Origin of the sequence: Paenibacillus sp. LPE1-1-1.1 (assembly GCF_040676435.1) — a bacterium.
Taxonomy (GTDB): domain Bacteria; phylum Bacillota; class Bacilli; order Paenibacillales; family Paenibacillaceae; genus Pristimantibacillus.
On sequence record NZ_JBEGHY010000012.1, the window covers coordinates 1,212,791 to 1,225,459 of the forward strand.

At 51.3% G+C, this 12,669-nt stretch carries 12 protein-coding genes; 10 read left to right on the forward strand and 2 right to left on the reverse strand.

Annotation, left to right across the window (positions count from 1 at the left end):
• Window positions 1–15: 15 nt before the first annotated feature.
• Window positions 16–558: a hypothetical protein gene (locus MRBLPE1_RS15875; RefSeq protein ID WP_364146821.1), complete on the reverse strand. Its 543-nt coding sequence runs from the start codon at window positions 556–558 to the stop codon at window positions 16–18.
• Between the two features lie 76 nt (window positions 559–634).
• Between MRBLPE1_RS15875 and rbsK the strand changes: the two genes are divergently transcribed.
• The 3 genes from rbsK (at window position 635) to MRBLPE1_RS15890 (ending at window position 2,935) form a co-directional block, all read left to right on the forward strand.
• A complete protein-coding gene (rbsK, locus tag MRBLPE1_RS15880; RefSeq protein ID WP_364146824.1) occupies window positions 635–1,555 on the forward strand; it encodes a ribokinase in 921 nt (306 codons plus the stop codon).
• Between the two features lie 84 nt (window positions 1,556–1,639).
• Complete coding sequence (locus MRBLPE1_RS15885) at window positions 1,640–2,350, forward strand: MBL fold metallo-hydrolase (RefSeq protein WP_364146826.1); 711 nt, start codon at window positions 1,640–1,642, stop codon at window positions 2,348–2,350.
• A 21-nt stretch (window positions 2,351–2,371) separates the two neighbouring features.
• Window positions 2,372–2,935 carry a TetR/AcrR family transcriptional regulator gene (locus MRBLPE1_RS15890; RefSeq protein ID WP_364146828.1) on the forward strand — a complete coding sequence of 188 codons (564 nt, stop codon included), beginning with the start codon at window positions 2,372–2,374 and terminating at the stop codon, window positions 2,933–2,935.
• Between the two features lie 48 nt (window positions 2,936–2,983).
• Here the strand turns inward: MRBLPE1_RS15890 and MRBLPE1_RS15895 are convergent, their stop codons facing one another.
• Window positions 2,984–3,874 (reverse strand): ROK family protein, encoded by an 891-nt coding sequence (locus MRBLPE1_RS15895; protein WP_364146831.1) that lies wholly within the window; start codon window positions 3,872–3,874, stop codon window positions 2,984–2,986.
• A 257-nt stretch (window positions 3,875–4,131) separates the two neighbouring features.
• On the opposite strand from MRBLPE1_RS15895, the gene MRBLPE1_RS15900 reads away from it, so the two are divergent.
• From MRBLPE1_RS15900 to MRBLPE1_RS15930, 7 genes are all read left to right on the forward strand, one after another.
• Window positions 4,132–5,382 (forward strand): MFS transporter, encoded by a 1,251-nt coding sequence (locus MRBLPE1_RS15900; protein WP_364146834.1) that lies wholly within the window; start codon window positions 4,132–4,134, stop codon window positions 5,380–5,382.
• Window positions 5,383–5,481: 99 nt separating this feature from the next.
• Window positions 5,482–6,126: a hypothetical protein gene (locus tag MRBLPE1_RS15905; RefSeq protein WP_364146837.1), complete on the forward strand. Its 645-nt coding sequence runs from the start codon at window positions 5,482–5,484 to the stop codon at window positions 6,124–6,126.
• Window positions 6,127–6,322: 196 nt separating this feature from the next.
• Window positions 6,323–7,621: an ABC transporter substrate-binding protein gene (locus MRBLPE1_RS15910; RefSeq protein ID WP_364146840.1), complete on the forward strand. Its 1,299-nt coding sequence runs from the start codon at window positions 6,323–6,325 to the stop codon at window positions 7,619–7,621.
• Window positions 7,622–7,734: 113 nt separating this feature from the next.
• The gene (locus MRBLPE1_RS15915; protein ID WP_364146842.1) at window positions 7,735–8,631 is read left to right on the forward strand and encodes a carbohydrate ABC transporter permease; all 897 of its coding nucleotides are present in this window, start codon (window positions 7,735–7,737) and stop codon (window positions 8,629–8,631) included.
• A complete protein-coding gene (locus MRBLPE1_RS15920) occupies window positions 8,632–9,465 on the forward strand; it encodes a carbohydrate ABC transporter permease (protein WP_364146844.1) in 834 nt (277 codons plus the stop codon).
• 102 nt (window positions 9,466–9,567) lie between these two features.
• Window positions 9,568–11,322 carry a family 43 glycosylhydrolase gene (locus MRBLPE1_RS15925; protein ID WP_364146846.1) on the forward strand — a complete coding sequence of 585 codons (1,755 nt, stop codon included), beginning with the start codon at window positions 9,568–9,570 and terminating at the stop codon, window positions 11,320–11,322.
• A 36-nt stretch (window positions 11,323–11,358) separates the two neighbouring features.
• Complete coding sequence (locus MRBLPE1_RS15930) at window positions 11,359–12,663, forward strand: ABC transporter substrate-binding protein (protein WP_364146847.1); 1,305 nt, start codon at window positions 11,359–11,361, stop codon at window positions 12,661–12,663.
• The last annotated feature ends 6 nt before the right edge of the window (window positions 12,664–12,669 follow it).

Consider the following 12,669-nt stretch of genomic DNA (forward strand, 5'->3'; position numbering starts at 1 on the left):
GCAGTATCCTGGCAATCAGGATACTGCTTTTTCCTTGCGCGGCCATAACGTATAGCTAAAGCTCATGACAAAATCGATGCCGAGCACGATCTGCCAAATCTGCAGCGATTCGGACAATGCTTCCGTTCGCGCCTCATTGCCAACCATAACAATCATGCCGTACAAAATGAGCGAACCGATCCCCCATGCGAGAAGATGATGCAGCCATCCGTTCCGTTCATGGCGAGCATGCTCTTTTCCGTATTTTGGTTTGCCGGCAGGCTCGGGACCGCCGGCGAAGCGGTACGCGAACCGCTCATCGGCCCATTTAATCATCCGGTGCCCGAAGGCGATGGACACGCCGATATAGACGGCAGCCAGGCTGTGTGCGTAGGTTGCTTCCGCGCCTCCGCGCAGGTCATAAACCGTAGCGGTAACTAATGCCAGATCAATGAGCGGCGTACTGTATAGGAAAAGCTTGCCCAGTTTCTTTAATCGGAAAATATAGCGGAATACTAAGCCGGCGAGCACAAACACCCAAAAACCAATTTCACAGCCGATGATAAAAGCGGTAATCATGTGATCATCTTCTCCTTCTGTTAAAATAGTATTGCGATAATCGTTAGTAACCTATATAGAGGGGATGAATCTACCTATGAATAAATTGCTCGTGGTTGGAAGCATAAACATGGATATTGTCAGCTCTGTAGGGAAATTTCCGCGTCCAGGCGAAACGATACCCAGTGCGGCTACGGCCTTTTATCCGGGCGGCAAGGGCGCAAACCAGGCTGTGGCTGCAGCCAGGGCAGGAGCTCGATGCGCAATGATTGGCGCGGTTGGTGAAGACCCTTTTGCCGAGACGCTGCTGGAAGCCTTACAAGAAAATGGAATTGCCATAGATCACATATTACGCAAGCAAAGCAGTTCAGGTTTCGCGATTATTACCGTTAACGGGGAAGGCGAGAATTATATCGTTTTATCGGAGGGGGCTAACGGCCAGCTTACGGCAGCCGATGCGGCAGCGGGTGCAGGGGATTGGTCCGATATCTATGCCGTGCTGCTGCAAAACGAAATCCCGTGGGAGACCAATCTAGCCGTGATGAACAGCGCAAGCAGCAGCGACACTTACGTCTTCTATAATCCGGCGCCTGCTCGCGCCATCCCTGAACCTGTGCTTCCGCTCATACATACGCTCATTCTGAATGAAACGGAGGCGGCGGCCGTGACAGGCCTAGCCGTTAGCGATCCAGCTTCGGCTCAGGCAGCGGCAAAGTGGGTTTTGGATAGGGGAACGAAAAACGTCATTATCACTTTGGGCGAGAAGGGCTGTTATTATCAAAATGAACGGGGAGCTTCGCTCGCAATACCTGCTTTCGCCGTGAAGCCCGTCGACACGACGGCAGCCGGCGATACTTTTTTCGGGGCCTATGCGGCAGCATGCGCGGATGGCCTGCCGGCAGAGCAGGCGTTGACCTTTGCAGCCGCTGCTGCGGCGCTGGCAGTTACGAAGCAGGGCGCTCAGGCTTCTATCCCAGATCAAGCAGAGATCGAATCGTTTCTTTTGCAAAATAAATAATATAATTTGGGCTTGCTAAAACTAACGGTATTAGTTTATTATAAAACTAACGACATTAGTTTTTATTCGAGGGGGCCGATTGGGATGAGAATGACACGCGAGAAAACGGTTGTACAGCTGACTTATTTGCCGAAGGTATTTCCGGTAAACTGTTATTTGGTGGAGGAGGAAAACAGCTTAACCTTGGTGGATGCTGCGCTTCCTAACAACGTAAAAGCTATTTTGCAAGCGGCGGAAAAGCTTGGCAAGCCGATTACGCGTATCGTTTTAACGCATGCCCATGATGATCATATCGGCGCTCTCGACGGCTTAAAGGAGCGGCTTCCTGCGGCACAGGTGTTTATTTCCAAAAGAGACGCAAGGCTGCTCCAAGGCGACCGCTCGCTGGAGCCGGGTGAACCGAGCGGACCGATTCGCGGCGGCGTGCCCAAAAAGGTGCTTACCAAGCCGGATGTATTGCTGCAGGACGGCGATCGCGTCGGCTCCTTGCTCGCCGTAGCCGCGCCTGGACATACGCCGGGTTCCATGGCATTCCTGGATACCCGAAACGATATTCTCATCGTTGGCGATGCGTTTCAAACGCGCGCAGGCGTTGCGGTGTCCGGGCAACTGAAGCTGATGTTTCCGTTCCCCGCTCTGGCTACGTGGGATAAACAAACGAGCTTGGAATCAGCCAGACGCCTTAGGGATTTAAAGCCCACGCTGCTCGCCGCAGGCCACGGGAATATGCTCGTTCAGCCGAAGCAATGGATAGAGAAAGCAATCACCGAAGCGGAGCGTTCCTTAGCAAAATAGAAGAATCGGGAGGATATCCTCATGTCACCGAGAAGAGGGCTGGATTTGTTGACCATTGTGGAGGAAGCGGCTGCCATCGCAGATGAGCAGGGCATACAGGAAGTAACGCTGGCATCGCTGGCGCAGAAGCTTGGCGTACGCTCTCCTTCATTATATAACCATGTAAACGGATTGACCGGTTTGCGGAATCAGCTAGCGATTTACGGCTTAAAGAAGCTGACCGCAGCCATCCATGAATCCTTGAAGGAACAAACAGGCGATGAGGCGATTCATGCAATCTCATCCGCGTACATTTCTTTTGCGAGATCGCACCCGGGAGTATACGAGCTGACTTTGCGCTCGCCGGACGCGGATGACGAGGAATATGCCTCGGCTGCGCAGGTGCTCGTCGATATATTGGTGCAGACGCTCAGCTATTACCAGCTGGACCGGGAGAAGTCCATTCATATTGTAAGGGGTTTGCGGAGTTTTTTGCACGGATTCGCATCGATCGAGCAGAAGGGCGGTTTTGGAATGCCGCAGGCTGTCGACGACAGCTTAAGCATCACAATCCAAACTTATCTAAACGGGCTTCGAAAGAGCTAGTTAAAAAAGAGCAGCAACCTGTTGTACAAAGGCTGCTGCTCTTTTCGATTAATAAGCTTGCTGGATCAGCGCAGCGGCGCCGATCAGGCCGGCATCCTGTTGCAGCAGCGCGGGAACGATAGCCGCTTCTCTGCCAGATGGGTTAAGCGCGTGCTTGGATACGTAATCCCTTACCGCCACGAACAGCGGTTCGCCGACTTGCGATACACCGCCGCCGATGACGATTTTGTTCGGATCCAGTATATTGATAAGCGATACGCAGCCCATGCCGATCGAAGTGAACACACGATTGACGAGCTCGGACATTTGCGGATCGCCTTGCGCTGCCAGCTCAAAAGCTTCTTTCGAGGTGACCTCTCGGCCCAGCAGCTCCGTCGCCTGGCGGGCAACGGCCGTACCGGAAGCCACGACCTCCCACGGCGTTCCGGCTTGGTCAACAAGCATGAAGCCTGCATCGCCGGCGTTGCCTGTCGAGCCTGTCAGGAGCTTGCCGTGCATAAAGATGCCTGCGCCGATCCCCGTGCTGATCGTGATAAAGATGAAATGATCGGAATCTTTGGCAGCTCCGACCCATTTCTCTGCCAGCGCGGCAGCGGTAGCGTCGTTTTCCATTTTAATAGGAAGAGGAAAATGCTGCTTCAGCTCATCTACGACAGGAAAGCCCCACCAGCTTTTGAGGTTTGGCGGGCAGGTAAGCTCGCCTTTTTGCGTATTCAGCGGACCGGGAGCACCGACGCCAACGCCTTTTATTGATGCCAGCGAAAGACCGTTTTGCTCAGCCAGCTGCTTTACGGCGTCTGCGACCCGTGCAAGCATTTCCGCCGGCTCGACGGAAAGATCCGTCTTGAGCGAGCCCTTGGCGATCACTTCTCCTTGCTCATCCACGAATCCAAATGCTATTTTTGTGCCGCCGATATCAATTCCGATTGCAATACTCACGTAATACCCTCCAATGATTTGAAAATAATGCTGTAACCGTCTGAGAAAAGTCTATCATAATCGAAGAATATTAGGAAGAACGCAGCGGCTTCCAGAATTGTTAAGCAGCCTTGATTTGTCTGCAACTTCTACTGTACAAATAGGAAGCAGTGTAGTAATATCCTATCAAATGAAGTGCTAGAAAGAGAGGATCCTTTGCAGCGCAAGGGATCCTCTAAGCGTTTTTAACCAACATAGCGAAGAAGGTAACTGTCCAAATGGAATCCGAGTCCAAAGCTAGTCCGCGTATTGTGAAGCTAGGGATGTCTATGACCGAAAATGTTTGGAGGAACGCTCGGATCGATGTGGGAGCGTCCTGTTTATTCAGCTTGTTTAATGTGGTAATGAATCAATTTTATATCGCCTTTGCGATTCAGCAGGGAGCAAGCAATTTTCAGGTTGGGCTATTGTCGGCGGCTCCGGCGATCGGCCTTTTATTTTCGCCCTTCTGGGCGACCTGGATCGAAAAAGCCAATAATCCAAAGCCGTTTGTGATTATCCCGAATGTCATTGGAAGATTGCTGCTGCTGCTTCCTGCTTTTTTTGCCTTTCCGTCCGTATATGTCGTTGCGGCGCTGTTATTCCAGCTGCTAATGGGCATTCAGGCTCCTGCGTACGCGGCATTGATTTCACGGATGTATCCATCCGATTTGCGCGGGAGATTAATGGGATATGTGCGGGTGGCGATGGGGAGCATTATGATTCCGCTCGCGTATTTCGTCGGCAGCTGGTCGGATGCTTTCGGGCCGTCGGGTCCGCTCATTACGGCTTCCATCGCAGGCATGTTATCGATTGGACTATTCAATACGTTGAAGATTCCTAAGCAGGAGCCCAAGGAAAAGCCGGTTGTTCTCCAGAAGGCGAGCAGGTTTCCGCTGCAGGAGCAGTGGAAGCTCGTTAAAGAAAACCGGACGCTCGCCGTTTTCCTGGCGGCAACGACCTTTGCCGGCTTTGGCAATATGCTTGCGAATCCGCTTTACCAGATTATTCAAGCCGATATACTCGATCTCTCCAACCTGCAGATCGGCTTTGCCCGCGTAGCTTATTATGCGGCATTGCTGCTTACCTTTTTAATAGCGGGATGGATGATTGATCGCATAGACATCAAATACACGCTTCTATGCGGAATAGCGGCATACGCGATCGTTCCGATGCTTTACGGTCTTTGGGGCACTTACGCCGCGGTCATAACCGGAAACGCGATTCAAGGCATCGGGGAAGCCATTTGGGATATCGGCATTTTAGCCTTTGTTTTCCGGCTGGCGCCGGGCCGCGAGGCGATGGTGTTCGGGCTGCATTTGATGCTCTTCGGTATTCGGGGCAGCATTGGCCCTATCCTAAGCGGCACGCTTGCCGACAGCGTATCGTTAACGGTATTGCTTGTCATCGCTTCGATTTGCGGATGGATCGGCACGCTTTTATTCCTGTCAGGCAATTGGAAGCGGAACCCGCTGCTTCGAAGAAGTTAATCTATGTTTCAGTTCTTGTTCATCTCTCGTTCATAATCGAATGCTAGAATTCGTTATGGACATAAGGAATGTCAACCACATTCATGGGAGATGAACGATATGAACAAATGGAAAGTGATGCTCAGCGCCGTGGTGATCGCAGCGGCTTTGGCGGGATGCGGGGTACAGGAGGAGCAGGCGGCAGGCGAAGTGCAGGCAGATGCGCAGACAGATGTTCAGGAAAATGGAGCGGGTGGCGGCACCGGCGGACCAGGAATGGGACAAATGGGCGCGCAAGCCGATTTGATGGGTAAAATCAAATCCATTGATGGACAAACCATTACGCTTTACAAATCTGCGATGGGACAAGGCGGTCCGCCGCAAGGTGACGGAACTGGCACGGCGCCGGCCGATGGCGAAGGGGCGCAGCCGCCTGCGGACGCGCCGGCTGGAGACGGAACCGCTCCCGAAGGCGGCGGACGCATGAACATGGGCGCGATGTTTTCGGATGAAACCGTAACGATTCAAGTGACGGATACGACGAAAATAACGACCATGACCTTCGAGAACGAGCAAATGGCGGAGACGGAAATGACGTTGGCGGACCTCAAGGCCGATGATATTTTATCCGTGATGTTAAAGGATGATACGCAGGAGGCCGAATCGATTACGATCCGAACCGGCGGCTTCGGCGGCGGGGGAGGCGGAGGCGGAAGACAGCCTCAGCAGCAAGAACAGCAGACCGATGCGGCGGCAAGCGAATAGGCTCAACATGCAAAAAGCGGCGGACCAGGACAAAATCCTGTTCCGCCGCTTTTTTTATTATCTTTTTAGGATAGCTATCCAAAAATATGTCCATATCATCTATAAATGTGGCATATGTTTGCCCAGCCCCTCCGTTTATGATGTAACCACGGAAGACAAAACGTCTATCCAACATCATTTTTAGGGGGATAAAAAAATGAGCAAAGCACGCAATAAGTTTTCAATGCTGCTTCTGATGGTATCTATCGTTGCTATGATTGCTGCAGGCTGCAGCGGCGGCAACAACGGCGGCAATAATGCCGGAGAGCAAACGGCAAACGGCGGTAAAGATGCCGGCAGCGGCAAAAAGACGGATATTTTGTTCTGGTCGCCTTTCTCCGGCTCAGATGGACCCTTCATGAAGAAGATCGTAGATAAATATAACGGCTCCCAAGATCAATATAAAGTCAATTTCGTTATCCAGCCTAACGGAGAATATTACAAGCAGCTGGACGTAGCGCTGAGCACAGGCAAAGAAAGCCCTGACCTTATGATTATGCACGTTGACCAAGTGCCGACTTATGCAAGCAAAGACCAGTTGCAGCCGATTGACGGCATGGCCTCAGGCGCAGGCATCAATAAAACGGATTTTGCGGAAGCGGCTACAGAATATTCGACGCTGGACGGCAAATGGTATTCCATTCCGCTCGATATTCACCCCCTTGTGATGTATTACAACAAGGATTTGTTTGAGAAAGCGGGCATTGCGGGCGCTCCGACGAACCGTGCGGAATTCGACGATGCCGTTCAGAAGCTGACGGATAAAAGCAAAGGCGTATACGGCTATGCCGTCCCAACCTTGTGGCCGCAGCAATTTATTTTTCCGACGCTCGTATGGCAAAACGGCGGTGAGCTGTGGAACGGAACGGATGTTGCTTACAATTCTCCGGAAGCCGTAGAAATGGTGCAGTGGCTGCGCGGAATGGTAGACAGCGGCGTCTCGCCTGCCAATGTGCAGCAGGACGGCGAAAACACGCTGTTCCTTCAAGGCAAGAATGCAATCCAGTTCAACGGTCCGTGGATGAAATCGCAGTTTGACGAAGCGGGTCTCAACTACGGCGTCGCGCCGGTGCCGCAAATCGGCAAGGCGAAGCAAGCGGTATTCGCGGGATCCCACGGCTTCGTGGTTCCAAAAAGCGTAACGGATGAGAAAGTAACAGCGGGGATCGGCGACTTCTTGAAATATGTATCGACGAACTCGATGGACTGGGCGGAGTCCGGCCAAGCGCTCGCATCGAAACCGATGCTGGAGAGCGACGCATTCAAAGCGCTAGAATTCCAAAACAGCGTAGCTTCTGCCTTCCCTTACGTACAATTCGCACCGAATGTATTGAACTGGGGAACGGTTTCCGAGCCGATTTGGGGCGAGCTGAACAACGCTTTGTTAGGCAAAAAGGATGCGCAAAAAGCACTTGACGATGCAGCGGCCAAATCACAGCAAGCGCTTAAGAAATAACGCTAAATCGATTAAAAGTAACGAGGAGGATGGGGATAGCAGAGTCCGTCCCCATCCTCTAAGGTTACGCTTGCATGGGACGAAAAATCGCAATGCGTCAAGGGGGACTCCGGTTGAAAACCACGTTTACGTCACGTTTTACATCGTTTTTGTTCATACTGCCTTACTTAGCTGCATTCGGCATTTTTCTTTTGTTCCCGATCTTGTATGGCATGTATATCAGCCTCCACAACTTCGAGCTTTTGTCGAAAGAGCATGAGTTCGTCGGGCTTGCCAACTATATTCATATTTTCACGCCTGGCACCTATATCCATGATATTTTTTTCAGGGGCTTATGGGTGACGGCTCAATTTGTTTTATTTTCCGTACCGCTCTTAATTGTCGTTGGTTTGGCGCTAGCGATGCTTATTAATGCGCTGCCAGCAAAAATCCGCGGGTTATTCCGGACGTTTTATTTCCTTCCGTATGCACTGTCGGCTTCCGTCATGGCCGTTATTTGGCTGATGATGTTTGATACGAACGCCGGTTTTCTGAACAGTATGCTGACGAAGCTTGGCATTGCGGGCATACCTTGGCTAACGGATACGCCTTGGACCTGGATCTCGCTCATCATCACTACCCTTTGGTGGACAATCGGGTTCAATATGATTATTTTCATCAATGCGTTAAACGAAGTGCCGGAAGATTACTATGAAGCCGCTTCGATCGATGGAGCGAATGCTTGGCATAATTTTACGAAAATAACGCTTCCGTCGATTCGCCCGGTGATGCTGTTTGTCATGATTACATCGACGATTGCTTCCTTTAATATCTATGCCCAGCCGTTTTTGCTAACGCGGGGAGGACCTGGCGACACAACGAAGGTGCTGCTAATTAACGTGCTCGATCAAGCCTTTATCCGCAAAGAAATCGGTTCGGCTTCGGCGATGGCCATCGTCATGGCTTTGCTCATCATTATCATTTCAGTCGTACAGTTCAAGCTTACGAATGGCAGAAAGGGAGAGGTTTAAATGGTGAAAACGAGAAAGCTGTGGCTTGTCCTGCTGGCTGTAATCGTTGCAGTATTTTTCCTGCTGCCGCTCGTTTGGATGATTTCGACTTCATTTAAAAATGATTTCGAAGCCTTGTCCGGTAAAATGAATTTCTTCCCGTTAAAGCCAACGGTCGATAACTTCGTGCAAGGCATTAACGGCGAATTAATGAATGTTCCGATTATTCGCTGGATAATGAACTCCTTGTCGGTCGGATTAATCGGAACCGTAATCGTTCTGATCATCGATTCCATGGCCGCTTACGCGCTGGCTAGACTAAATGACCTGCCGCTGCGCAGAATCATGCTCTCGTTGTTTATCGCCTCGCTTATGATTCCTGGCGTGCTGACGTTCCTGCCGATGTATTTGGAATTTAACGCGCTTAATCTGATCAACACGTATCCAGCGCTGATTTTGCCGGCAACCGCCGGAGCGTTCGGCGTTTTTCTGCTCTACCAGTTTTTCGCTTCTTTTCCGAAGGAAATAGAGGAAGCGGCACGTATTGACGGCGCGAATAAATGGCAAATTTACGCGCGTATATTATTGCCCTCCGCGGTATCGATTATGGTTACGCTGGGGATCTTCACGTTTATGGGGATCTACAATGATTTTGTTTGGCCGCTTTACGCGACGACTTCGCCCGAGATGCGTACGATCACCGCAGGGATCGCAATGATGGCTACGGGCAGCTACACGCAAAGCTACGGCAAACTGATGGCCATGACCACCGTTGCAACGCTTCCGGTCGTTATTGTCTTCATTGTTGGACAACGCTCCTTCGTGAAGGCCATTACGCAATCGGCGGTGAAGTAAGCGGGCTCGGCATCCCCTCCCTATGAAAATACGGCACTAACAAGAGACCTTGCCTTACAGGTCTCTTTCTGCACATAACGTTGTAAGCGAGGAGAAAAGGGCATGAAAACGATACGGAAGCGCATTTCATTAATCGCAGTGCTTATTGCTGCAGTTATCATCCTATTATCGGGGGTTTTTATCATGAACAAAACGAACCATGACACCGGGGCGGACGGCGTTTATAATGGGCATGGCGGGACATTCAAAAACACGCTGGCGCCGATCGATACGCCCGATCCGAGTATCCTTTATCGGAATGGCTATTATTATATGACTTTCACGCATAACGGGACGGATATTATGATCATGAAATCGAGAACGCTCGATTTCAATCAAGCGGAGCGGAAGGTCGTCTGGTACCCGCCTATCGATACGAAGTACTCGGCCAATTTGTGGGCACCGGAATTGCAATATATCGAAGGCAAGTATTATATTTATTTCGCGGCCGACGATGGTAAAAATGAAAACCACCGCATGTATGCGTTGGAATCCGAGACCGATGATCCGATGGGCAGCTATGCATTCAAAGGACAAGTAACGGATTCGACAGGCAAATGGGCCATTGACGGCGTTGTGCTTGAGCATGAAGACCTGCTTTATTTTGTCTGGTCAGGCTGGGATGGCGATCTGAACATAAAGCAAAATACTTACATTGCGCCAATGAGCAATCCGTATACGATCAGCGGGCCGCGAGTGCTGCTAAGCGAGCCGGATCTTGATTGGGAAAAAGCAGGCGGTCCGCCGTTTATCAATGAAGGGCAAGCGATTTTGAAAAAAGACGGCAGGCTCTTTATCGCTTATTCCGGAGCGGGCAGTTGGACTCCGTTTTATAGCATTGGTTTGCTGGCGCTTGCGCCTGGCGCAGATCCGCTGAATGCCTCCAAATGGAAAAAAGCAGAACAGCCGCTCATGAAAATGGACGGGGAAGCCGAGGTTTACGGTCCCGGACACAATACGTTCGTCCGCTCGCCGGACGGAACGGAGGATTGGATTGTCTATCATGCCACCAGCGGAGACGCAGACGGCTGGAACAATCGAAAGGCGCGCGCCCAGCGAATCGAATGGCAGGCTGACGGGATGCCCGTTTTCGGAGCGCCTTTATCATTGGATACAGCGATCGAGGTTCCGTCAGGGTCGGGTATATTCCCGGTACGGCATGGGATCAGCGCGGGAGAAGACTTATTATCTTTTAGCGGTATTCCATCTACGATCACGGCGAAAGCGCCATTTCTGGTGCACTATACCAATGATACTGAGCAGGAGCTGCGGTTGCAGGCAGGTGCTGGCGATGCAGCATTATCGGAAATCATTCTTCCTCCGACCAAGCCGAATGAGGCTGGTTATGTTTACGCTGAGCTTATGCTGGCCGAAGGCCAAAATCAGATTGACCTTCACGGCGGGCAGGCCATCAAATCGATCATTGCTGTCGAGCTGCCTCGATTTGAAGCGGAATACGCCCAGCTTTCTCTAGACAGCGAGCTGGTGGAGAGTCCGTTAAGATCGAATAGCCGCTCTGTTCGTATTCTGGAAGGGGGAAAGGATGCTGTTCGGTTCGGGAATGTGAGGGTGCCCGCGAAAGGGACCTATACCCTGCGTTTGAAAATTTCCAATCCGACGGACAGCGAGCAGCAGGTTCAGTTTACGGTAAATGGCGGAGGCGTTCATAAGCTGGCCGTTCCTGCAGGCGAGCGCGATCAATTCGCGGAAGTTGAAGTTAACGTGAAGCTTAGCGCAGCTGCCAACACGGTAATCATCGGAAACGCGACGGGACAGCTGGAGATCGATTATTTGGATATCCTATCCCAATTGCATTGATGGGTGAAACAATTCACAGGTAGCGGAGGCCTAAGGATGCAAACAAAAAAACAGGGCGCGCATTGGCTGATCTATATGCTTATAGGTCTTCTGATCGCAGCGTTAACTGGCTGCGCTTCCAAAGAAGAGGCGAATCCTGCCGAAAACGAAACGAAGGCATCTACGGTAAGATTGGAATTTTGGACACCGTTCAGCGGCGGCGATAACCAATTCATGACCGAAATGGTCAATCGCTTCAATAAGGAAAACAAGGAGATCGAGGTCGTCCAAGTCAATTCCAGATTGGATGACTACTACTCCAGATTAAAAACCGCCATTATGTCCGGGAATGCGCCGGATCTGGCCATTTTGCACCAGACGAGTCTGCAGCAGTTCGTCCAGAACGGCTATATTGAGAAGCTGACGGAGCCGGCCAAGCAAATTAATCTCGACTGGACGGGCTTCAATAAAAATATTCTCGATTCCACGATGTACGACGGCCATTCGTATGCGGTGCCTCTGGACACGCATGCTTTGGTGATGTACTACAATAAAAGCTTTTTGAGTCAAGCCGGGCTGCTGGATGCCGACGGTAATCCGTTACTGAGCGCCGGTGCCGATGGTTTTGCTGCCTTCTTGCAGAAGCTGAAGGCTTCGATACCGCCAAACATAGCGCCGATGGCTCAGCCGAGCACGCGGATTGACTCCGTTTGGCTTTGGTGGAGCCTTTACAATCAGATTAACGGCGGCGGAACCTTCTATAATGAACAAGGCACTGAAGCGGTTTTTAACAATCCCAGAGCATTGAAAGCTTTAACCTTCGTGGATCAATTATACAAAAAACAGCTTATTCCTCCGAATATCAACGATGCTTTTAAGCTGTTCTATGATGGGGAAGCGGCAGTGCTCATTACCGGGATGTGGGGAACGGGCGCTTTCGAGAAGGCGCCGAATTTAGATTTTGGCGTGATACCGATGCCGGTATTGTTCGATCAACCTGCCGTTTGGGGAGACTCCCATACCATCGCGATTCCTACTAGGCATGCCATGACGGATGAGAGAAAGCGGGCGGCGTTGACCTTTGCGAAATGGTGCGTGGAGCATGGCGCGATGTGGGCGGAGGCCGGACATGTGCCAAGCATGACGAAGGTTGTTGCTAGCGAGCCGTTCAACAGCTTGAATTACCGCAGCGCATATGCGGCGACGGCGAATTATGTAGCTTACTGGCCCCGCCACGTTAGGCAATGGTCTATCGTAGAAATCCTCATTCAAGAGTTCGAAAAAATGAACTATTCTCAGCAATCGCCGGAGCAAACGCTGCAGGCGGCCGTGAAGCGGGTGAATACCGAGCTGAAGAAATAAGGAGAA